This is a genomic window from Stenotrophomonas sp. 220_Sma (genome assembly GCF_056487375.1).
The window spans coordinates 1,570,107-1,592,341 of the sequence record NZ_CM151348.1 but is presented as its reverse complement, the minus strand read 5'-3'; the positions used below and the strand labels follow the sequence as shown (position 1 = coordinate 1,592,341).

Here is a 22,235-nt window from a genome sequence, read left to right as displayed (position 1 = left end):
TGCGGCTCACGCCCCCGCAACCGGACCCACCCCGCCTTCGACAGGTTCCCGCTGCTGTTGGTGGGTGCCGACCGTTGGTCGGCACGGGATCGAATCGATCGGAGGGTGCCTTTGTAGAGTCGAGCCGCGCTCGACTGCTCTTTGCCCGGATTGCTCAGGCGCCGGTGGCGACCGGGCGGCTGCTGTCGCTCACCCAGCCGCTCCAGGAATCGGCGTAGATGCGTGCGCCGGACAGACCGGCCGCTTCCATCGCCAGCAACAGGTGGCAGGCGGTGACGCCGGAGCCGCACATCAGCACCACCTGCTGCGGCTCACGGTTGCCGATCACGCCCTGCAGTTCGGCGCGCAGTTCCTGTGCATCACGCAGGCGGCCGTCGGCGACGTTCAACGCAAACGGACGGTTGACCGCGCCGGGCACGTGGCCGGCGACCGGGTCCAGCGGCTCCACTTCGCCGCGGAAGCGCTCGCCTGCGCGTGCGTCGACCAACCAGCCCGGCGCGTGCTTCAGGCGTGCGCTGATTTCCTCGGCATTGGCGATCTGGGTGGTGTCGAAACGGCCCGGGTAAACCGGCAGCGCGGTCACCTCATCCTGCCCCGTCGCCAAGGGATGCCCTGCGCCCTGCCATGCGGCGATGCCACCATCAAGCACGGCCACCTTGCTGTGCCCGATCAGGCGCAGCAGCCACCACAGGCGCGAGGCGGCCATGCTGCCATCGCTGCCGTCGTAGACCACCACCTGGGTGTCGGGACCGATGCCCCACTGGCCCAGTTTCGCGGCGAAGGCATCGCTGTCCGGCAGCGGGTGACGGCCGTGGCCGCTGCGGGTCAGATCCGACAGGTCCCGATTGAGGTCGGCATACACCGCGCCCGGAACATGCCCCGCCAGATACTGGCCGTTACCCGCCTGCGGATCGGCCAGCGAGGAACGTGCATCGACCACGCGTACGGCGGTACTGGCAGTAGCACGTGCGTCGACCACGCGAACGCCCTCGCCCAATGCAGCGGCCAGGGTGGCGACATCGACCAGGGTGGTCCACGGCGGATCGATCGGCTTCATTGCACTTGCTCCAGGCGGCGACGCAGGTTGTAGAGGATGGCGGCGGTGGCGCCCCAGATGCGCTGGCCGGGCCAGCCATATTCGAGGACGTGGCGGACGCGGCCGCGATGATTGATTTCGACCTGGTGCAGGTTGTCGGCTGCCATCAGGTAATCGAGCGGCACTTCAAACACTTCGGCCACTTCACTGGGCTGTGGCACCGGCACGAAATCCGGATCGACCACGGCCACCACCGGCGTGACCCGGTAGCCGGTGATCGTCACGAAGGGATCGAGATAGCCCAGCGCCTGCACCTGGCCGGGCGCCAATGCGATTTCCTCCTGGCTCTCGCGCAGTGCAGCGGCCAACGCATCGCGGTCATCGGGTTCGGTGCGGCCACCGGGGAAACCGACCTGGCCACCATGGGTACGCAGGGTTTCGGTGCGACGGGTGAGAATGACCTGTGCGCCGTTGGCGCGCGGCACGATGCCGGCCAGTACGGCGGCTTCCACCGGGGGCCCGGGCGGCAGCAGATCGATCAGTTCACTGCGGTTCCAGCCGTCGCCGGCCGGCGGCTCGGCCAGTGGATGCAGCGCGCGCATCAGGCGCTCGTGATCAGCCAGCGAGCCGCGCAGTGATTGCTGCAGCTGTTCCCGCAGAGGTTGCACGCGATGCAGGATGCGGCTGCGTTCCTCGTTGCTCATCGACGACCACCGCGCGATCTCATCGATATGCCGCCCGCAGCCGGTGCATTGCCGGTGCGGATCCAGCGTGCACACTCCGATGCAGGGACTTGCGACAACACGCGCCGTTTTTTCCATTGTTTGCACCCGACAACAGTAGCGCGATCGGGCTGAACTTGCGCGGGGTCAATATGCAGTGCACGGCAGCGTCGCGCTCCGCGCAAACAAAAACGCGCCGGTGGGATCACCGGCGCGTTTCGTTTACCGCTTCGATTTACTTGACGCTGACCAGCTTGATCTCGAACTGCACAGCCACGTTCGGCGGGAACGGGGTGCGCGGGTCGGCACCGTAGGCCTGGTCCGGCGGCAGCGTGACTTCCCACTTCGAGCCAGCCGGCATCTGCAGCAGGGTCTCGCGCATGGCCTTCATTTCGACTTCGCTGACCTTGATCGACGGAATCTGCTGGGCCGGGCGGGCTTCGGTCGGGCGCTGGCCGTACGGGAACGGACCGGCCACTTCCAGCTGCACGGTGCTGGCCTGGGTCGGCTTGGCGCCCTTGCCGGCTTCAATCACGCGGTACTGGACGCCGCTCGGCAGGGACTGCACGCCGGCCTTGGCCTTGTTCGCCGCGATGAACTGATCGCTCTTGGTCTTGTTTTCGGCAGCAGCCTTTTCGTACTCGGCCTTGGCAGCCTGGGCACGGCCCTGCTCGCGCTTCTGGAACGCTTCAACGGCCGGCTTCAGCTGGTCGGCGGTAATCGCCGGCTGCTTCTTGGCGTAGGCGTCCTGCAGGCCCTTCACCACCGAGTTGATGTCCAGCTGCTCACCACGACCGGTCAGCTCCGCCAGGTTGTTGCCGTAGTCGTAACCGAAGTAGTAGCTCAGCTTGCCCTTTTCGGACGAGACGTCCTGGGCGAAGGCATTGCCCGTCAGGGCCAGGGCCGCGACGGCGACCGCGATAGAACGCAACTTCATCAAACAGTTCTCCAGGGGTGGTAACTCAGGGACGTTCTGCGCCGCCCTGAGGCGACGGGTTAGGATAACGGGCACAACGTGTAACCGCTACTCACGATGCAGGCTAAGACCCGTCTGCGTTGGCGGAGTTCAATCTCACTTTTTTTTAACGTTTCAGGAGTTTCCCCGTGGCCGATGCCCTGATCGCTGTCGCCGACGACGGCGCCATCCGCACCGTGACCGTCCAGCGCCCGGACAAGCTCAACGCCTTGAATGCCGCGACCCTGCAGGCGCTGACCGAGGCGTTCAGCGCCGCCGCAGCCGACCCGGACGTGCGCGTGGTGGTGCTGACCGGTGCCGGTCCGAAGGCTTTCGTGGCCGGGGCCGACATCGCCGAGATGAACACACTCAGTGCGGTTCAGGGACGTGATTTCTCCCTGCTCGGCCAGGCCCTGATGCGCCAGATCGAGCGCATGCCCAAGCCGGTGATCGCACGCGTGAACGGCTTCGCCCTGGGCGGCGGGCTGGAGCTGGCCATGGCCTGCCACCTGCGCATCGCTGCCGATACGGCCAAGGTCGGGCAGCCGGAGATCAATCTCGGCCTGATTCCCGGCTTCGGCGGCAGTCAACGCCTGCTGCGCCTGTGCGGCCGCGCCGCCACCCTGGAGCTGTGCCTGCTGGGTGCACCGATCAACGCCGCGCGTGCGCTGGAACTGGGCATCGTCAACGAGGTGGTGCCCGCCGATGCGCTGGACAACCGTGTACAGGACATCGCGCGCCAGCTGGCACGCTCGGCCCCGCTGGCCCTGCGTGGCCTGCTCGACGCGGTACACGTGGGTGGTGAATGCAGCCTGGAGGCTGGGCTGGAGTACGAAAGCGCGCAGTTCGGCCTGCTGTTCGCCACCGAAGACATGCGCGAAGGCACCAGCGCCTTCCTGCAGCGCCGCCCGCCGGCCTTCCAGAACCGCTGACGCCATGGCATCCCGACCCAACCCCGCGCAGCTGTTCGCCCGGGTCCAGGCAGACGATCTCGATGGCGCCCTGCAGGCCGGCCTCATGGACTACGTTGCCCGTGCCGGCGACGAACAGCTGCTGCCCGGCCACCCGGACCTTCCACGACGCCTGCAGCAGGCCCAGCAGCAGCTGCACGCGGCCTGGGCCGCACGCGAACGCTACCGTGCCCGTGCCGTGCGCCTGGCGCGCCGCGAGGCCGAACGCGATGCGCGACGCACGCCAGCCCCGGCGCCGGACGTGAAGCCCGCCCTGCCCCCGGCCGCCGCCGCGATTCTCGCCCGGGCCAAGGCCCGCGCCACCGGCAAGGAGCAGTAATGGCCGCTGCGAAGAAGACCCCGCGCGCGCCGGCGCGACGCGGTGGCAGCATGCCGCGCGCCGACGTGGTGGAGATGTTCACCCGCCTGCGCGAACTCAATCCGCACCCGAAGACCGAACTGGAGTACAGCTCACCGTTCGAACTGCTGGTGGCGGTCGCGCTGTCGGCGCAGGCCACCGACGTGGGCGTCAACAAGGCCACGCGCCGCCTGTTCCCGGTGGCCAATACCCCGGCAAAGATCCTCGCGCTTGGCGAGGACGGGCTGAAGCAGTACATCGCCACCATCGGTCTGTTCAACGCCAAGGCGAAGAACGTGATCGCCACCTGCGCGATCCTGTTGGAGAAGCACGGCGGTGAAGTGCCGCGCGATCGCGATGAACTGGAAGCGCTGCCGGGCGTGGGCCGCAAGACCGCCAACGTGGTGCTCAACACTGCGTTCGGTGAGCCGGTGATGGCGGTGGACACGCATATCTTCCGCGTCTCCAACCGCACCGGCCTGGCCCCGGGCAAGAACGTGCGCGAAGTGGAAGACAAACTGGTGAAGGTGATTCCGGCCGAGTTCCTGCTCGACGCGCATCACTGGCTGATCCTGCACGGACGTTATGTGTGCAAGGCGCGCAAGCCGGATTGCCCGGGCTGCGTGATCGCCGACCTGTGCCGGTTCAAGGAAAAGACCACGGCCGAGGCGTGAACGCGTTCGTGGTGTGACAAAACAAGGACGGCGGGCACAGGGCCCGCCGTCTTTGCTTGTAGACAAGAGTGCTTCAGGACATCAGAACGACAGGTCGCCCCAGACGCCGAACTCCTTGGTCTTGTCGTTCTTCTTGTCGCTGGCGTTGGCCAGGTGCGTGTACTTGTACACGGTCGACAGCTTGAGGTTCTTCATGACCGGGAACTCGACGCCGACGTTCCAGTACTTGTCGTTCAGGGTCGGGTCCAGCGTCTTGCTGACGTCGGTGTCATCGTAACGACCGAACACGTTGATGCCGCCGTCGGTGACGCGCACGCTGCCCCAGACCGACCAGCCGCTGGTCTTGTCGGTGGCAACGGTCATCACGTTGTTGAGGTTCTTGGCCTGGAAGTACTCGCCACCGACGCGGAAGTCGCTGCTGGCGTAGGCCACCATCGCATTGGCGCGGGTGTAGGTGTTCTCGGCGCTCTGGATGTCGGTTTCCTTGCCCAGCTTGCCACTGTAGCCACCGACGGCAACCACGAAGTTCTCGTTCGGGGTATAGGCCGCGCGGCCTTCCACGTCCATGCCCTTGCTGCGGGTCGGGTTCTTGTAGCCGGCGCCGGACACAACCGAGACCGCGTAGTTGAAGTTGTTGCCCAGGTTGCCGAAGCCATGCAGGCCCCAGTCGGACGAGTTGCCGTACTTCAGGCGGTCGGTCAGGGTGTTCTCGACATAACGCATGCCGTAGAACTTCTCGACATACGGAATCCACGGCATGTCGGCGGCACCGACGCGCAGGTTGAAGGCCGGGTCGAAGCTGCCCTGCACGTAGGCCTTCTTGACGAACAGTTCGGTGTTGCCGATGGCCGAGCTGTACTGGAAGTCGGTGGTCAGGTTGGCCGACCAGATGTCGTTGAACTTGTGGTCGACGGTCAGGTAGAAGCGCTTGACGTCCAGACCGGTGCCGCTGGCGGCGGTGTCCTTGCCGTTGCTGGTCTTGTCGATGTTGGTCAGGTCGAAGAACATGCGACCGCCGATCTTGTTGTCATTGACCAGCTTGGCCAGCTTGTCGACGCTGGTCTGGGTCTTCTGTGCACCTTCCAGGGCCTGGGCCTGGGTGATGTTCACTTCGGACTGCGCATCGGACTGTGCCTGCAGCGCCTGCGAATCGTTCTGCAACTGCTGGACCTGGGCCTGCAGGGCAGCGATCTGCGCCTGCAGCTGCTGCAGCTGTGCCTGGGATACGCCCGTGCTGGCGGGAGCTGCGAAGGCGTCGGCGGAAACCAGACCGAGGCTTGCAACGACCGCGGCGGCGAGCAAATGGGAACGCATTTTGGATTTCTCCAGAGGGTTGGAATGGCTTGGGCAGAACGCCACGCCGGCAGGCCGGTCAAGCGTTTTGCGAACATTCCGTTAAAACCATGACAGCCGAATGACAACCTGAGCACCAACCACAGATTTCTTCGTGCGGTCATGCGTACGACTCATTTGCCGCCACATGCTTGTCGATCCCTTGCGGCATATGGCGTCACGTATCAGCGTCCCGGCCCGGGCCGACCGCCGCGCAGCGCTCACCTGCATTGATGGTTTCGTGTGGATGACGCGGCATCACTGCGGAATGCCAGGCCGGGATGGCATTGACGACCACACCGGGCAGTCCATCAGCGACATATAGAACGTGATCGCAACCGGGCCACGGCCGTCTCCGGCGCATGGTCATCACGTTGCCCGCAGCACTCAGAACCTTCACGCCCCTGGCTGTGCGGGCGCCGGGCAGCGCTGTAACGGTTGCGTCATACAACGGTCCCTGCGCTGTCATCGAACCGTTATGGAATGTGCGCCGGGCGGGTAACCCCGCATCCCAATCAACCCAGGAGCCACCCCGTGATCCACGCCTTCAAGTCGCGCGTTGCCGTTGCCGTCTTCGCAGCGTCGTCCGTGTTCGCCGCCAACGCCGCTGAAATCACCGGCGCGGGCGCATCGTTCATCTACCCGGTGATGTCGAAGTGGTCGGCCGACTACAACGCCGCCACCAGCAACAAGGTCAACTACCAGTCGATCGGCTCCGGCGGTGGTATCGCCCAGATCAAGGCCAAGACCGTTGATTTCGGCTCCTCCGATGCTCCGCTGAAGCCGGAAGAACTGGCTGCTGCGGGCCTGGCGCAGTTCCCGTCGGTGATCGGCGGCGTGGTACCGGTGGTCAACGTGGCCGGCATCGCCCCGGGCGCGCTGAAGCTGGACGGCACCGTGCTGGCCAACATCTTCCTGGGCAAGATCAAGACCTGGAACGACCCGGCCATCGCCGCGCTGAACCCGGGCGTGACCCTGCCGAGCGCCAAGATCACCGTCGTGCACCGCTCGGATGGCTCGGGCACCACCTTCAACTTCGTCAACTACCTGTCCAAGGTCAGCCCGGAGTGGAAGAGCTCGGTCGGTGAAGGCACCTCGGTCCAGTGGCCGGCCGGCATCGGCGGCAAGGGCAACGAGGGCGTTGCTGCCTACGTGAAGCAGATCAAGGGCGGCATCGGCTACGTCGAACTGTCCTACGCGCTGCAGAACAAGCTGTCGTACACCGCGATGAAGAATGCCGCCGGCCGCTTCGTGCAGCCGAGCGACGCGTCGTTCGCCGCCGCTGCTGCCAGCGCCGACTGGGCCAGCGCCAAGGACTTCTACCTGGTGATGACCAACGCCCCGGGCGCCGAGTCCTGGCCGATCACCGCCACCAACTTCATCCTGGTGCACAAGAAGCCGAAGAACGCTGCCAACGGCAAGGCCACCCAGGAGTTCTTCCGCTGGGTCTACAAGAGCGGCGATGCCCAGGCCCGCCAGCTGGACTACGTGCCGCTGCCGGACAGCCTGGTCCGCCAGATCGAGACCTACTGGACGCAGAACCTGAAGTAAGCAAGCGCGTTCCCCCGCAGGAACGGGATCGGCGGGTCCTCTCTCCCCCACCGATCCCACCCCGGGCGCGAGATCCTCGAGATCTCGCGCTCTTCTTGTTTTTGGGGGTTGATCGTGAAGAGCGCTGCGCCTTCGCTGATCCGTGGGGAAGTCGGTGGGCCAGGGCGTGCAGGACACGCCGTAAACCCGTCCCTGGGGGCTCGGCCACGGCATCCATGCCGTGGACGGTCCTGCACGCCCTGGCCCACCGCCTCTGGACGGATTCAACGGGGGCGCGGTGGGGTCATGGAAGGCAGGAGCAAAGGCAGGAGTGTTTGTAGAGCCGAGCCCATGCTCGGCTGCTTCTGGCCTGGCCTCGCGCGCAGCTGAGCATGGGCTCGGCTGTACCTTGTGCCTGCCGTCATATCGGTGCGCAGATCCGGGGTCTCCGGGGAGCTTCCGAATGGAGGCCAACCCCGTGAAACCCTTGTCAGAACGTGATCCAGGACACCTCTGTCATGGTCGTAATACGGCTGTAACAAAAACATCATTTCATAGCCGCATCCGCCGACGACGTCGGCTCTTCCCCGCTATGGAGTGACCATGAAACTGCACTCGGCCGGCCTTGCCGCCCTTTCCCTGGCCATCGCCCTGGGCCTGTCGGCCTGCGGTGGCGACAAGCAGGCCGCGCAGCAGCCGGCTGCCGACGGTGCCGCCGCCCCGGCCGCTGCCGGTGCCAAGGTGACCGCCGAAGTGTCCGGCGCGGGCGCGTCCTTCATCTTCCCGCTGGTCTCCAAGTGGTCGGCTGACTACAACGCCAGCACCGGTGCCAAGATCAACTACCAGTCGATCGGCTCCGGTGGCGGTATCGCCCAGATCAAGGCCGGCACCGTCGACTTCGGTTCCTCCGACAAGCCGCTGAGCAGCGAAGAGCTGGCCCAGGCCGGCCTGGCCCAGTTCCCGTCCGCCATCGGCGGCGTGGTGCCGGTGGTCAACATCGAAGGCCTGGAAACCGGCAAGCTGCGCCTGAGCGGCGCCCTGCTGGCCGACATCTTCCTGGGCAAGGTCAAGACCTGGAACGACCCGGCCATCGTCGCCGCCAACCCGGGCGTGAAGCTGCCGGACGGCAAGATCACCCTGGTCCACCGTTCGGACGGTTCGGGCACCACCTTCAACTTCTCCAACTACCTGTCCAAGGTCAGCCCGGAGTGGAAGAGCAAGGTCGGCGAAGGCACCTCGGTGCAGTGGCCGGACGGCGTCGGTGGCAAGGGCAATGAAGGCGTCGCTTCCTACGTGAAGCAGATCAAGGGCTCGATCGGCTACGTCGAACTGGCCTACGCGCTGCAGAACGGCATGCCGTACACCGCCATGCAGAACGCCGCCGGCAACTGGGTCGAGCCGAGCGCGGAAACCTTCGCCGCTGCGGCTGCCAGCGCCGACTGGGCCAGCGCCAAGGACTTCAACCTGGTCATCACCAACGCCCCGGGCGAGCAGGCGTGGCCGATCACCGCCACCAACTTCATGCTGATGCAGAAGCAGCCGAAGGACGCCAAGCGCAACCAGGACACCCTGGCCTTCTTCAAGTGGGCCTTCGAGAACGGCCAGGCCCAGGCCAACGAGCTGCACTACGTGCCGCTGCCGGCCGAACTGGTCAAGCAGATCGAGGCCTACTGGGCGACCGACCTGAAGTGATGGACACGACGGTGCCCGCCCCGAGCGGGCACCGCTTCTTCCACGCCGTGCCGCCCCGCCCCTTCCTGGCCCTGCCGTCCCCATGAATGCCATCGCCCAGCCTGTAGCCGCCCCGTCCACGCGTGATGCGCGTGATGCCCGCAACGACAAACTGTTCCGATGGGTGCTGGTCGGCACCGTCATCTTCGTCCTGATCGCCCTGGCCTGCGCCGCGCTGTCGATGCTGTGGGGCGGCCGCCATGCCCTGCAGATGCAGGGCCTGAGCTTCTTCTTCTCCGCCGACTGGAATCCGGTCGAAAACAAGTTCGGCGCCCTCGCTCCGATCTACGGCACCCTGGTCACCGCGCTCATCGCGATGGTCATCGCCGTGCCGGTCAGCTTCGGCATCGCCTTCTTCCTCACCGAAGTCGCGCCGCGCTGGCTGCGTGGCCCGGTCGGTACCGCCATCGAACTGCTGGCCGGCATTCCTTCGATCATCTACGGCATGTGGGGCCTGTTCGTGCTGGTGCCGGTGATGACCGAGTACGTCACCCCGTTCCTCAACGAAACCCTGGGCGAGATGCCGATCATCGGCCCGCTGTTCCAGGGCCCGCCGCTGGGCATCGGCATGCTCACTGCCGGTTTCGTGCTGGCCATCATGGTCATTCCGTTCATTTCCTCGGTGATGCGCGAAGTGTTCCTGACCGTGCCGACCCGCCTGAAGGAATCGGCCTACGCGCTGGGCTCCACCAAGTGGGAAGTGAGCTGGGACATCGTGCTGCCCTACACCCGCTCGGCGGTGATCGGTGGCATCTTCCTCGGCCTCGGCCGCGCCCTGGGCGAGACCATGGCAGTGGCCTTCGTGATCGGCAACAGCGTGCGCCTGTCGCCGTCGCTGCTCGAACCGGGCACTACCATCGCCGCGCTGATCGCCAACGATTTCGGCGAAGCCACTGAAACCTACCGCTCGGCCCTGCTGCTGCTCGGCTTCGTCCTCTTCATCGTCACCTTCGTGGTGCTGGCCATCGCCCGCCTGATGCTGATGCGCCTGTCCCGCAAGGAGGGCAACTGATGTCCACCACCGCTGATTCGCTGTACCTGCGCCGTCGCATCGGCAACGTCGTTGCGATCACCGCCTCCTGCGCCACCGCCCTGTTCGGCCTGTTCTTCCTCGGCTGGATCCTGTTCACCCTGGCCTCCAAGGGCCTGGCCGGCATCAACTGGGATCTGTTCACCAAGATGACGCCGCCGCCGATGCAGGAGGGCGGTCTCGCCAACGCCTTCTTCGGCAGTGCGGTGATGTGTGCGCTGGCGATCGGCATCGGCACCCCGCTGGGCGTGCTGGCCGGCACCTGGCTGGCCGAGTACGGCAACGCCCGCAAGGCCGGCACCGTGGTCCGCTTCGTCAACGACATCCTGCTGTCGGCCCCATCCATCGTGCTTGGCCTGTTCGTCTACACGCTGTACGTGATGCAGACCGGCGGCAACTTCTCGGCGTTCGCCGGTGCCCTGTCGCTGGCCTTCATCGTGCTGCCGGTGGTGGTGCGCACCACCGACGAGATGCTGCGCCTGGTGCCCTCGCAGATGCGTGAGGCAGCCCTGTCGCTGGGTATCCCGCAGTGGAAGGTGATCGTGCAGGTGCTGTACCGCAGTGCCTCGGCCGGCATCATCACCGGCATCCTGCTGGCGCTGGCCCGCATCTCCGGCGAGACCGCACCGCTGCTGTTCACTGCCTTCGGCAACCAGTACTGGAACAACAACATCTTCCAGCCGATGGCCTCGGTGCCGGTGGTGATGAACCAGTTCGCCGGCAGCCCGTATGAATCCTGGCAGGTGCTGGCCTGGGCCGGTGCCCTGGTGCTGACTGTCTTCGTGTTGCTGGTCAGCCTTGCCGCCCGCGGCATCCTGCTGCGCAACCGTATCTCCCATGACTGACCTTTCCGTGGATAACGCCATGAACGACCTTTCCAACGCCGTGCCGATGCAGCGCATCGCCGTGCCGTCCTCGCACGAGAGCCTGCACACGCCGTCGCCGGTGAAGCTGGCTGCGCGTGGACTGGACTTCTACTACGACAAGTTCCATGCCCTGAAGGGCATCAACCTGGAGATTCCGGAAAAGCGCGTGACCGCGCTGATCGGTCCCTCCGGCTGCGGCAAGTCGACCCTGCTGCGCATCTTCAACCGCATCTACGCGCTGTACCCGAAGCTGGAGGCGCGTGGTGAAGTGCTGCTGGACGGCGAGAACATCCTGTCGCCGAAGTACCCGATGAACCGCCTGCGCAGCAAGGTCGGCATGGTGTTCCAGAAGCCGGTGCCGTTCCCGATGACCATCTTCGAGAACGTGGCCTACGGCATCCGCCACCACGAGAAGCTGAGCAAGGCCGACATGGCCGACCGCGTCGAGCAGGCGCTGCGCCAGGGCGCGCTGTGGGACGAAGTGAAGGACAAGCTGGGGCAGAGCGCACTGGGCCTGTCCGGTGGCCAGCAGCAGCGCCTGTGCATCGCCCGTGCCGTGGCCCTGCGCCCGTCGGTGCTGCTGCTGGACGAGCCGACCTCCGCGCTGGACCCGATCTCGACCAGCCGCATCGAGCAGCTGGTGGAAGAGCTCAAGCACGAGTACACCATCGTCATCGTCACCCACAACATGCAGCAGGCCGCGCGCGTGTCCGACTACACCGCCTTCATGTACCTGGGCGACCTGATCGAGCACGACCGCACCGAAGTGATCTTCTCGCAGCCGTCGCAGCGGCAGACCGAGGATTACATCACCGGTCGCTTCGGCTGAAACGGCAGTCGACAGACAGACAATGTCAGTCGAGCATGGCTCGACTCTACAAATCACGCCAGCCAGGCATGGCCTGGCTCTACCCGGATTGCAGACCATGAATCTTCCCAACGACCACATCGTCAAGAGCTACGACGAAGAACAGCAGCGGCTGGTGGCCGAAATCGTGCGCATGGGCGAGATGGCCGTCGCTCAGCTCGAAGCGGCGATGGACGTGATCGAGAAGCGCGACGAGAACGCCGCCCATCGCATCATCGCCAACGACGAAGCGATCGATGCGCTGGAGCAGCAGATCAGCCATGACGTGATGCGCCTGGCGCTGCGTGGGCCGATGGCGCGCGACCTGCGCGAGATCCTGGCCGGCCTGCGCATCCCGGCCGACATCGAGCGCATCGGCGACTATGCGGCCAACGTTGCCAAGCGTTCGATCGCGCTGGGCAAAGTGCCGCCGCTGCCACAGATCCAGGGCCTGCGGGCGCTGGGTCGCCTGGCCGCGCAGCAGGTGCGCCGCGCCATTGCCGCCTACCGCGACAACGATGCCGACGCTGCGCTGGCGCTGCGCGAGGACGACGCCCGCCTGGACGCGCAGTACACCGCGCTGTTCCGCGAGCTGCTGACCTACATGATGGAAGACCCGCGCAACATCACCCCGTGCACCCACCTGCTGTTCATGGCCAAGAACCTGGAGCGCGTGGGCGACCACGCCACCAACATCGCCGAGAACGTGTGGTTCCTGGTACATGGCGAGCAGCCACTGCCGCCACGTGAAAAACGCGACGAGACCTCCAGCACCGGACAGCCCTGACGCTGCACTGCAACACCGGAGTTGACTCCAAGGTGGCCGCTGTCCTGGTGACAGCGGCCTTCTTGTTTCTGGGCATTCCGGCAATTCATCCACGCATGGCGTGGATCTACCGGAAACCGTGTTCCCCTTCTGTAACAAACCTCACGAAAATTTGAGGTCTTGGCGAGGATTCGTTGAGTAGGATCGCTGCACCATCGCTTCCACCGGCATCCCTGCCGGCGACCCGGGCAACCGCCCACACCACCCAGGAGCACCACCGATGAGCAGTTCCAACAAGACCCTGTCCCTGCTGACTGCTACCGCCCTGGCCGCCGGCCTGGGCATGACCGCCAGTGCCTCGGCCCTGAGCATGAGCGACCTGGCCCAGGGCTATCTGGTCGCTGGCCAGGCCGCCAAGGCCAGCACCGATGCCAAGGCAGCGGACACCAAGATGGCCGCGGACGCGACCAAGCACGCCGAAGGCAAATGTGGTGCCGACGGCAAGAGTGCCGAAGGCAAGTGCGGCGCCGACAAGGGCAAGGCCGCCGGTGCTGCGGCAGGCGCCAAGGCCAAGAGCGGCGACAAGAAGTCGGCCGAGGGCAAGTGCGGCGAAGGCAAGTGCGGTGCCAAGCACTGACGTCCGCGCCAGCGCCGTCCACCTGCGGTCGCCGCTTCGTGCGGCGGCCGCCGGGTTGGGGCTGCGCCGGGCGCTGCTGCAGGATCTGCGCGATGCACCGGCCGGTGACTTCGACTTCCTCGAATGCGCGCCGGAGAACTGGATCCATGTCGGTGGTCCCGCCGGGGATGCACTGGCCGAACTGGCGCAGCGCCATCCGTTGAGCTGCCACGGCCTGTCGTTGTCGCTGGGCGGCAGCGCGCCACTGGATACGCAGCTGCTGGAACAGGTCGGCCAGTTCCTGGAAAAACACCGCGTGCCGCTGTACAGCGAGCACCTGAGCTACTGCAGCGACGACGGCCACCTGTACGACCTGCTGCCGATTCCGTTCACCGACGAAGCCGTGCGCCATACCGCCGCACGCATCACCCAAGTGCAGGACCTGCTGGGTCGCCGCATCGCGGTGGAGAACGTGTCCTACTACCTGGCGCCGGAGCCGGCGATGGACGAACTGGCCTTCACCAATGCCGTGCTCGCCGAAGCAGACTGCGACCTGTTGCTCGACGTCAACAATGTCTACGTCAACGCCTGCAACCACGGCTACGATGCCGACAGCTTCATTGCCGGGCTGCCCGCAGAGCGGATCGTCTGCCTGCACGTGGCCGGGCACTTGGACGAGGCACCGGACCTGAAGATCGACACCCATGGCAGCGCGGTGATCGACCCGGTCTGGGAGCTGCTGGCGCGTACCTACGCGCGCATCGGCCCACGCCCCACCCTGCTCGAACGCGATTTCAACTTCCCCCCGTACGCCGAGCTGCAGGGCGAACTGCAGACCATCCGCCGCCTGCAGTCCAGCCATGCCGGTATCGCCCATGGCTGATACCTCCCACACTCTGCGCGCACAGCAGCATGCGTTCACCGCACACCTGCGCGATCCGCAGGGTGTGCCACCGCCGGTCGGGCTGGAACCACGCCGGGTCGCAGTGTACCAGCGGCTGCTGTTCAACAACCTGCTGGGCCTGTTGAGCAACGGCTTCCCGGTCTGCGTGCGCCTGCTCGGCGAACCGGCCTGGAGCGATCTGGTGCGCCACTACTTCGCCACCCATCGCTGCCAGACGCCGCTGTTCACCGAACTGGCCGCCGAATTCGTGCAGTGGCTGCAGGCACAGCCGCAGCTGCCGCACCCGGCGTTGGCCGAGCTGGCCCACTACGAGTGGGTGGAAACCGCGCTGTACCAGCTTCCTGCCGAGCCGCTGCCGGCGCCGGGCAACATCGATCCGCTGCAGGTACCACTGCAGCGCTCGCCGCTGGCGTGGCCGCTGCTGTACCAGTGGCCGGTGCACCGGCTGGGTGCCGAGGATGCACCAATGCACCCGCCAGCCGAACCGACCGGCCTGCTGGTGCGCCGTGAGGCTGACGGCGAAGTGCGCTTCGCCGCACTCAGCCCGCTGGCGGTATACCTGCTGTCCAGCATCGGCGAACAACCCGGCCTCGATGGACATACCTATCTGCGGCAATTGGCCGCCGCGCACGGCCTGGCTGAGGAGGCGCTGGCCGAACCCGGTGCTGCACTGCTGCAGCAGTTCCTGCAGGCCGGCGTGATCGGCCCGCTCACAGTCCCTGGCTGACGCCCCTTCCCCCCGGAGAACCACCGATGAACCTTCCGACCCTGGCCGCCGCGCGCGGCCAGCTGGACCGTCTCGCCCCCTGGTTGGCGCCGCTTGGCCTGCGCCTGCTGCTGGCCTGGGAATACTTCGAATCCGGCCGCGAAAAGCTGCGCGGCCAGAACTGGTTCGCCGACCTGCAGGACGCTTTCCCGTTCCCGTTCGACCAGCTGCCGGCCACCCTGAACTGGCAGCTTGCCACCTGGTTCGAGCTGATTGGGGCGGCCTGCCTGCTGGTTGGCTTCGGCACGCGGTTTGCCGCCGCCAGTCTGCTGGTGCTGACCGTAGTGGCCACTTATGCGGTGCATTGGCCGATGGAGTGGAACTCGCTGGCCGACCTGGCCATGGGCTACGCGATCACTGACCAGGGCTTCGGCAACTTCAAGCTGCCAGTACTGTTCATGGCGATGCTGCTGCCGCTGATCTTCACCGGCGCCGGCAGGCTGAGCGTGGATGCGTGGTTGGCGCGGTGGTCTCCCTCGGCCACACCTGCACGGCCAGCAGTCCGGTAATCGCCAAACCTGGTCGGCGCACCGTGTGCCAACCAGGGTTGGCACCTACCGGAATCCTGAGCGCGCGGTGTCCCGGTAGGTGTCGACCTTGGTCGACACACGCCCGCGCAGGGAACGCATGCACCGAGGGCTGGCCGGGCGCTCAGGGTCGCTCTGCTAGAATTCACGCATGACTGACCCCACCCCCGCACCTGCCGCCGCTCCCGATTCCGCAGTCCCCCAGGCGCAGCGCGCGATGTCACAACGCTTCCGCGGCTTCCTGCCGGTGGTGGTGGACGTGGAAACCGGCGGCTTCGACAGCCAGCGCAACGCGCTGCTGGAAATCGCCGCCGTGCCGATCGAGATGGACGAGAACGGCCTGCTCTACCCCGGCCAGACCGCCAGTGCCCACGTGGTGCCGGCCGAGGGCCTGGAGATCGATCCGAAGTCACTGGAAGTGACCGGCATCATCCTCGACCACCCGTTCCGGCTGGCCAAGGAAGAGAAGGCCGCGCTGGACCACATCTTCACCCCGGTGCGTGCGGCGATGAAGAAATACGGCTGCCAGCGCGCGATCCTGGTCGGCCACAACGCCCATTTCGACTTGGGCTTCGTCAACGCAGCGGTGGCGCGGACCGGCCACAAGCGCAACCCGTTCCATCCGTTCAGCGTGTTCGACACGGTCACCCTGGCCGGCATCGCCTACGGGCAGACCGTGCTGGCGCGTGCGGCCACCGCCGCCGGGCTGGGCTGGGATGCCAACGAGGCACACAGCGCGGTGTACGACACCGAGCAGACCGCGCGGTTGTTCTGCACCATCGCCAACGCCTGGCCGCGGTGAAGCGGCCAACGGCGGAGCCCCTCGTGGCGGGCTGACAGCGATTCCTGGTAGGGCCGGGCGGGTGGACTGCGCAGGGGACGCTGCAAGTACGTCCCTGTAAGCTCGGTCGCCGCATCCATGCGGCTCACGCCCCTGCGCAGCCCACCCGCCCGGGCACGGACAGTTTCCAGCTGGCGCCACGGAAAGATCAGAAAAAGCGGGAGCAACCGCGGGTCGCTGCGCTCGTTGGGGGCTGCCGATCACTTCTGTGGTGGGTCACGTCTCTGGTGGGTGCCGACCGTTGGTACGGCAACACCCGTAGATCCACGCCATGCGTGGATGCGATCAACCAATACTCGTACGATCGCGGCCGTCGCTCTTGGCGCGGTACAACGCGCGGTCTGCGCGCTGGTACAGCAGTGCCGGGGTGCGGTCGTCGGCATCCAGTTCCACCAGGCCCGCACTGAAGGTCACGCGCAGTCCATCCACGCCGGCCCAGTCGGGGTGGTCATGGAACAGACCACGCAGGCGCGCGCACAGCTGCGCGGCTTCCTCCAGGCGGGTGTCGTTGAGCAGCAGCGCGAACTCTTCGCCGCCGGTGCGCGCCGGCAGGTCCGAATCGCGGCTGGCGGCGGCGATCAACCGCGCCACCTGCACCAGCACCGCATCACCGATGCTGTGGCTGTGACGGTCGTTGACGTCCTTGAAGTGGTCGATATCCAGCACCACCAGGCACAGCGGATGACCGCTGCGCTGCGAACGCGCGAAGTCACGCGCCAGCGTTTCATCGAAGGCACGGCGGTTGGCCAGGCCAGTCAGTGCATCCTCGCGGGCCTGCCGTTCGAAGGCCTCGGCCTGGCGTGCCAGACGCTCGGCCAGTTCGGTCTTTTCCTGGTTCAGCGCCTGCAGGTGCACGGTCTTGGCCTGCAGGTCAAAGGTGGCTTCATCCACCCGCCGTGCCAGGCGCAGGTTGCTGGCCTTCAGCTGCTGCAGCAACAGGCGGTACAGCGCCACCAGCCCGGCCAGCAGCAACAGGCCACCCAGCACCTGCACACTGCGTCGCTGCCACCAGAACGGCTCCACGGTGAAGCTCCATACCGCTTCCTGCTGGCCCCAGCTGCCACTCGGATGGGCAGCGGCCACGTGCAGGGTGTAGTCGCCCGGCGGCAGGCCGACGAACTCCACGCTGCGCTGCGGGCCGCGTTCGACCCACCCCGTATCCAGGCCGTCCAACCGCGTGCGGTAGCGGATCCGGTCAGACATCAGGTAGCTCAGGCCGACATAACTCACCGCCAAGCGGCGGCCGCCGGGAATGTAGTTGCGGTCCGGGCCTTCCCAATGCACCGGTGCGCCATCCACCTGCACGCTTTCAATCGCTGCCGGTGGTGAAAGACGCTCGCGGAAACGCTGCAGGCGTTGCGGATCGACGGTGCTCAGGCCTCCGGCGGTGACCACCCAGAACGTGCCGTCCTGGCGCAGGATCGCCGATGGCCCGGAGCTGCCGTTGGCCTGCGCGTTGGCCATGCCGTCAATCTCGTTGTAGCGCTCCACCACCACCCGGGGTGCGCGGCCATCGGCCACGGCGTTGAGGGTGGCCATGTCGGTGCGCAGCACGCCGCGGTTGCTGCTGATCCACACGTTGCCAAGGCGATCCGGCACCAGTTGGAACACCGCATCCACCGGCATGCCCTGCTCCAGCCCCACCCGTGCCAGCGTGCCGTTGCGCCAGCGGTACAGGCCACGGTCGCTGCTGATCCACATCGCGTCACCCAGCTGATGGAAGCCGAACACGCTGCGGCCACCGCCCATCGGCGCGAGGTCGATCGACTGCACGTGGTCGCCGCGCAGTACGCGGATGCCCTCGATGGTGCCGATCCACAGGTTGCCCTGGTGATCGTGCTCAAGCGCGGTGATCAGGCCGCTGGGCATACCCGCAACGCTTGATACCTGCACGCGGTCGCCGTCGATGCGGACCACGCCCTTCTGGGTGCCGGCCCAGACCACACCCTGCGGGTCCACGCTGATCGCGCGGATGTTGCCGCCCGGCATGCCATCGGCGGCGGCATAGTTGTGCCGCAGCCGGCCATCGGGGCCAAGACGGTAGACTCCATCACCGAACGTTCCGACCCACAGGTCACCGTCCGGACCCTGCGCCAGGCTGAGCACCGAAGGTGCCTTGCCGCCGCGGTTGTGCAGCGGCATCGCGCGGAAGCGGCCATCAGCAGTCTGCAGGTCGAGGCCGCTGGCACTGCCGACCCACAGCTGGCGATCGCGGTCCTCGAACACGGTGCGCACATAGTCGCCACTGAGGCCATCGCGCTCGGTGTAGCTGCTGAACAGTGTTTCGCGCAGGCGGTACAGGCCACCGTTGGCACCCACCCAGATGCTGCCCTCGGCATCCTCGCGCAAGCTGACCACGCGCCCACCCGGCAGGTTCAGGCCCGCCGGCAGGCGCTCCAGGCCATGCGCTGAGATCCGCAGCAGGCCCTGGTTCTCGGTGCCCAGCCACAGGTCGCCATGGCGATCCTGCAGCATCGAGGTCAGGTGCAGCTGCCCCGGCAGGCGGTGCATCAGCACCAGCTGATCATCCTCCACCCGGTACAGGCGCTCGCCGGCGACGATCCACAGCGCGCCATCCGGAGCGCGGTACGGCCACGACAGGCCACTGCCGGCGCCCAGCTCCCACGCCGCGGGCGCGCGCTTGAGCACCCCGTCGTTGTCGCGCAGCACCAGTCCATCCAACGTGCCGGCCCAGACCCGGTCCTGCGCATCGACCACCAGCTTGGTGAAGCTCATCGCCATCGGCAGGTCGGCGGCCGGAGCCTGGTAGACGATGCCGGTGTCCGGCGTCAGATAGCCGATGCCCTTGCCTTCATACAGCAGCCACAGGCGGCCTTGGCTGTCCATTTGCATGGACTGGATCAGGACCTGCGGGGTATCGGCCTGGTGCTCCCAGACACGCCACTGGCCATCGTTGCCGCGATGGCTGACATTGCCCCGCGAATCACTGATCCACAGCCCACCCTGGCGGTCGACGAACAGCGCGCCGATGCCGTTGTCGCGCAGTCCCGGCCGGGTACTGCGGTCGAACACGGTGAAATCCAGGCCGTTGTAACGCACCAGGCCTTCCCAGGTGGCGAACCACAGGTGGCCTTCGGGGGTCTGCGCGATGTCGCGCAGCGAGTTGTGCGGCAGGCCGTTGCGCGACGTCCATACATCAATGGCGTAGTCGCGCAGTGGCGGAGCCCCCTCCTGCGCTGCCACCGGCAGTGCAAGGGCCAGCAGCAGCCACAGCAGGCCCTGTCGCAGCCATCGACCGATATCTGATCCGCAGCGCTCCACCCAGCGCCCGATGTCCCCCTGTCCGGCCATCAGTGCAGCGGCGGCGGCCATGCAGGGCTGCCGGGCCTGGCAGCATGCGGGAACTGCCGGGCAGCGCGGGACGGCATGCCGGCGGGAACGGGCTGGCTCATCGGGGGGGAACTGGGAAGATGCGCAGATGATAGGCCAAACCCGGCCCAGGGCGTCACCATCGCCAGCCGCGAAGGCTCAGCCCGCGCGGCCCGGCGGCGTCACCTGTGCACTGGCCGGCCACTGCACTACCGCCTCCAGCCCGCCTTCGACGCGGTTGCGCAGCCACAGCCGCGCCCCGTCTTTCTCAGCCAGGGCGCGGGCGATGGTCAGGCCCAGACCGGCGCCGCCGGTTTCGCGCGAACGCGAGGTTTCCACCCGCACGAACGGGTCGAACACGGCTTCCAGCTGATCCTCGGCCAGGCCCGGGCCGTCATCGGCCACCACCACGGTGATCGCGCCACCACTACGCTCGACCCGTACCCGCACCCGGTAGGCATACATCACCGCGTTGTCCACCAGGTTGGAAAACAGGCGGTGCATGGCCAGCGGACGCAACATCAACACCGCTCCGCTGCCACCTTCGAAGACGACATCACCGCCGCCCTCGGCCGTGTCTTCAACGATGCTCTCCAGCAGCGAATCCAGGTCCAGTGCGGCGCGCTGCTCGGCGCTCTCAGCGCTGCGCGCCAGCTCCAGGCCTTCGCGCACCAACGCCTGCATCGCGGCCAGATCGCCGATCAGGCGCTCGCGCAGCACCTCGTCGCTGACATTCTCCAGGCGCAGGCGCAGCCGGGTCAGCGGGGTCTGCAGGTCATGGGTGATCGCCGCCAGCATCTGCGTGCGCTCGGCCAGGTGCCGCTGCAGGCGATGCTGCATGGCGTTGAAGGCTTCGGCGGCGCGCTGCACTTCGCGCGGGCCGCGCAGCGGCAGTGGATCGCGCTGCAGGTCGTCGCCCAGGTCTTCGGCGGCTGCGGCCAGTTCCTGCAGCGGCGCGCTGGCCATGCGCGCGACGATATAGGCCAGCACCGCAATCGCGAGCACCAGCAGGGTCAGGAACCACGGGTCCACGGCGAGGATGCCGTTGTGTGCCACCGCCGGCGAATCCAGCGCCAGCTTCAGCAGCGTGCCATCGTTGAGGGTCACGTCGACCGCACGGCACTTGGGCGGGATGAACGCCGGATCACGTTCGCGCGGATGCTTGCGATGCCCCGGTGGCGGCGGGGGCAGCAGGTCCTGCAGCTTGGGAATGCAGGAGCGGAACGAAGCGAAGTGCACATGCGCGCGTGCGACCGGGCCGGGCCGGTCATCGAGTACTTCCATCAACGCGGTATCGGCCCGCCCCAGGCGTGCGCCGGGTTGCAGCGCACGTACGCTCGGCCCACCGATTTCGAGCAGGCGCTCGCGCAGTTCGGGGTTGCCGTCGAGCAGGTTGACGTAGCCCTGGAGGCGGTCAGCGATGCGGTTCAGGTTCTGCCGCTCGAACTCCTGCTGGCGCTTGGAGGTGGCCAGCATGGTCGCGCCGATCGCGGCCACGCTCATGCCCAGCAGCAGGATCACGAACAACCGCCCGACCATCGAGGACAGGAAATGGCGCAGGCGCTTCATCGCGGCTTATTCCAGGTTCACCGAGGAGGCCAGTACATAGCCTTCGTTGCGAACGGTCTTGATCAGTCCGTCCGGGCCACCGTCGTCGCCCAGCTTGTTGCGCAGCCGGCTGACCTGCAGATCAATGGCGCGATCCTGCGCCTCGTAGTTGCGGCCGCTGCTGAGCGCGACCAGCTGCTCGCGCGACAGCACCTTGTTGGCGTGGGCGATGAACACCCGCAGCAGGCGGAACTCGGCGCCGGACAGCACCACCACGCGATCGTCCGGGTCCACCAGGTGGCGATGCTCCAGATCGAACACCCAGCGCGAGAAGCGCGCACGGCGCACCGCCAGCGGCTCCAGGTTCGCCGGCAGCGCCTCGGTCCGGCGCAGCACGTTGCGGATGCGTGCCAGCAGCTCGCGCGGTTCGAACGGCTTGGCCAGGTAGTCGTCGGCGCCCATTTCCAGGCCCAGCACGCGGTCGATCGGCTCGGCACGCGCGGTCAGCATGATCACCGGTGTGTTCGAGCGCGCGCGCAGGTCCCGGCACAGGGTCAGGCCATCCTCGCGGGGCAGGTTGAGATCGAGCACGATCAGATCCACATGCTCACGGTCCAGCAGCTGGCGCATGGCGGTGCCATCGGCGGCCGTGCTCACCTGGTAGCCGGCCCGGCCGAGCTGTTCGGCCAGCAGGGTGCGGATGTCGTTGTCGTCGTCGACGATCAGCAGTCGATGCATCGTGTTTTCAGTCTCCATGTCGCGATCATCCCGTGTCGGCAGCTGAACCGCATCCGGGGCAATGCGTACCAGTGTATCCAGCCATGGGCGGGATACCTGTGGTTACGCGTATTCACCGACAGTGTTACATAGAGACATACCCCGAGGATTGAGCCGCCCATCGCCCGG

At 66.7% G+C, this 22,235-nt stretch carries 21 protein-coding genes; 14 read left to right on the top strand and 7 right to left on the bottom strand.

Annotated elements, in window-relative coordinates:
• Positions 1 to 154 precede the first annotated feature (154 nt).
• The 3 genes from ACZLIB_RS07505 to ACZLIB_RS07495 all read right to left on the bottom strand — a co-directional run bounded on the left by ACZLIB_RS07505 (position 155) and on the right by ACZLIB_RS07495 (position 2,695).
• Positions 155 to 1,057 carry a sulfurtransferase gene (locus ACZLIB_RS07505; protein WP_369352705.1) on the bottom strand — a complete coding sequence of 301 codons (903 nt, stop codon included), beginning with the start codon at positions 1,055 to 1,057 and terminating at the stop codon, positions 155 to 157.
• On the bottom strand, positions 1,054 to 1,857 hold the full coding sequence (locus tag ACZLIB_RS07500; RefSeq protein WP_032127895.1) for a CoA pyrophosphatase: 804 nt from the start codon (positions 1,855 to 1,857) through the stop codon (positions 1,054 to 1,056). The genes ACZLIB_RS07505 and ACZLIB_RS07500 overlap by 4 nt, the downstream gene beginning before the upstream one ends.
• A 136-nt stretch (positions 1,858 to 1,993) precedes the next feature.
• The gene (locus tag ACZLIB_RS07495) at positions 1,994 to 2,695 is read right to left on the bottom strand and encodes an FKBP-type peptidyl-prolyl cis-trans isomerase N-terminal domain-containing protein (RefSeq protein WP_032127896.1); all 702 of its coding nucleotides are present in this window, start codon (positions 2,693 to 2,695) and stop codon (positions 1,994 to 1,996) included.
• Between the two features lie 167 nt (positions 2,696 to 2,862).
• On the opposite strand from ACZLIB_RS07495, the gene ACZLIB_RS07490 reads away from it, so the two are divergent.
• Genes ACZLIB_RS07490 through nth form a run of 3 tightly spaced genes read left to right on the top strand, consistent with a single transcriptional unit; the run spans position 2,863 to position 4,695 of the window.
• Positions 2,863 to 3,645, top strand: coding sequence for an enoyl-CoA hydratase/isomerase family protein (locus ACZLIB_RS07490; protein ID WP_032127897.1), 783 nt, complete (start codon positions 2,863 to 2,865; stop codon positions 3,643 to 3,645).
• 4 nt (positions 3,646 to 3,649) lie between these two features.
• A complete protein-coding gene (locus tag ACZLIB_RS07485; protein ID WP_049399879.1) occupies positions 3,650 to 4,003 on the top strand; it encodes a hypothetical protein in 354 nt (117 codons plus the stop codon).
• A complete protein-coding gene (gene nth / locus ACZLIB_RS07480; protein WP_049463598.1) occupies positions 4,003 to 4,695 on the top strand; it encodes an endonuclease III in 693 nt (230 codons plus the stop codon). The genes ACZLIB_RS07485 and nth overlap by 1 nt, the downstream gene beginning before the upstream one ends.
• A gap of 81 nt (positions 4,696 to 4,776) precedes the next feature.
• On the opposite strand, the gene ACZLIB_RS07475 is transcribed toward nth, so the two are convergent.
• A complete protein-coding gene (locus tag ACZLIB_RS07475) occupies positions 4,777 to 6,009 on the bottom strand; it encodes a porin (RefSeq protein WP_478469515.1) in 1,233 nt (410 codons plus the stop codon).
• A 552-nt stretch (positions 6,010 to 6,561) separates the two neighbouring features.
• On the opposite strand from ACZLIB_RS07475, the gene pstS (ACZLIB_RS07470) reads away from it, so the two are divergent.
• The 11 genes from pstS (ACZLIB_RS07470) (at position 6,562) to rnt (ending at position 16,412) form a co-directional block, all read left to right on the top strand.
• Positions 6,562 to 7,578, top strand: coding sequence for a phosphate ABC transporter substrate-binding protein PstS (pstS, locus tag ACZLIB_RS07470; RefSeq protein ID WP_049421598.1), 1,017 nt, complete (start codon positions 6,562 to 6,564; stop codon positions 7,576 to 7,578).
• Between the two features lie 582 nt (positions 7,579 to 8,160).
• Positions 8,161 to 9,249 (top strand): phosphate ABC transporter substrate-binding protein PstS, encoded by a 1,089-nt coding sequence (gene pstS, locus ACZLIB_RS07465; protein ID WP_049399479.1) that lies wholly within the window; start codon positions 8,161 to 8,163, stop codon positions 9,247 to 9,249.
• Between the two features lie 82 nt (positions 9,250 to 9,331).
• A complete protein-coding gene (gene pstC, locus ACZLIB_RS07460) occupies positions 9,332 to 10,300 on the top strand; it encodes a phosphate ABC transporter permease subunit PstC (protein ID WP_049421601.1) in 969 nt (322 codons plus the stop codon).
• Positions 10,300 to 11,163: a phosphate ABC transporter permease PstA gene (gene pstA / locus ACZLIB_RS07455; protein ID WP_032127902.1), complete on the top strand. Its 864-nt coding sequence runs from the start codon at positions 10,300 to 10,302 to the stop codon at positions 11,161 to 11,163. Before pstC ends, pstA begins: the two co-directional genes overlap by 1 nt.
• Positions 11,164 to 11,182: 19 nt before the next feature.
• Positions 11,183 to 12,013 (top strand): phosphate ABC transporter ATP-binding protein PstB, encoded by an 831-nt coding sequence (gene pstB, locus ACZLIB_RS07450; RefSeq protein WP_005408788.1) that lies wholly within the window; start codon positions 11,183 to 11,185, stop codon positions 12,011 to 12,013.
• 97 nt (positions 12,014 to 12,110) lie between these two features.
• Positions 12,111 to 12,818: a phosphate signaling complex protein PhoU gene (phoU, locus tag ACZLIB_RS07445; RefSeq protein ID WP_008265615.1), complete on the top strand. Its 708-nt coding sequence runs from the start codon at positions 12,111 to 12,113 to the stop codon at positions 12,816 to 12,818.
• Between the two features lie 259 nt (positions 12,819 to 13,077).
• Positions 13,078 to 13,434, top strand: a complete 357-nt coding sequence (locus ACZLIB_RS07440) for an HvfA family oxazolone/thioamide-modified RiPP metallophore (protein WP_032127903.1) — start codon at positions 13,078 to 13,080, stop codon at positions 13,432 to 13,434.
• Positions 13,421 to 14,296 carry an HvfB family MNIO-type RiPP peptide maturase gene (locus ACZLIB_RS07435; protein ID WP_478469514.1) on the top strand — a complete coding sequence of 292 codons (876 nt, stop codon included), beginning with the start codon at positions 13,421 to 13,423 and terminating at the stop codon, positions 14,294 to 14,296. The genes ACZLIB_RS07440 and ACZLIB_RS07435 overlap by 14 nt, the downstream gene beginning before the upstream one ends.
• Positions 14,289 to 15,044 (top strand): HvfC family RiPP maturation protein, encoded by a 756-nt coding sequence (locus ACZLIB_RS07430; protein ID WP_478469512.1) that lies wholly within the window; start codon positions 14,289 to 14,291, stop codon positions 15,042 to 15,044. The genes ACZLIB_RS07435 and ACZLIB_RS07430 overlap by 8 nt, the downstream gene beginning before the upstream one ends.
• A gap of 26 nt (positions 15,045 to 15,070) precedes the next feature.
• Entirely contained in the window at positions 15,071 to 15,592 is a 522-nt protein-coding gene (locus ACZLIB_RS07425; RefSeq protein ID WP_317216878.1) for an HvfX family Cu-binding RiPP maturation protein, read from the top strand.
• Positions 15,593 to 15,761: 169 nt separating this feature from the next.
• Positions 15,762 to 16,412, top strand: a complete 651-nt coding sequence (gene rnt / locus ACZLIB_RS07420; RefSeq protein ID WP_014036542.1) for a ribonuclease T — start codon at positions 15,762 to 15,764, stop codon at positions 16,410 to 16,412.
• Positions 16,413 to 16,736: 324 nt separating this feature from the next.
• On the opposite strand, the gene ACZLIB_RS07415 is transcribed toward rnt, so the two are convergent.
• The 3 genes from ACZLIB_RS07415 to ACZLIB_RS07405 form a co-directional block, all read right to left on the bottom strand.
• Positions 16,737 to 19,763, bottom strand: a complete 3,027-nt coding sequence (locus tag ACZLIB_RS07415) for a two-component regulator propeller domain-containing protein (RefSeq protein WP_478469915.1) — start codon at positions 19,761 to 19,763, stop codon at positions 16,737 to 16,739.
• A 177-nt stretch (positions 19,764 to 19,940) separates the two neighbouring features.
• Positions 19,941 to 21,350, bottom strand: coding sequence for an ATP-binding protein (locus tag ACZLIB_RS07410; protein ID WP_032127908.1), 1,410 nt, complete (start codon positions 21,348 to 21,350; stop codon positions 19,941 to 19,943).
• 6 nt (positions 21,351 to 21,356) lie between these two features.
• Positions 21,357 to 22,085, bottom strand: a complete 729-nt coding sequence (locus ACZLIB_RS07405) for a response regulator (RefSeq protein ID WP_005408779.1) — start codon at positions 22,083 to 22,085, stop codon at positions 21,357 to 21,359.
• Positions 22,086 to 22,235: the final 150 nt, after the last annotated feature.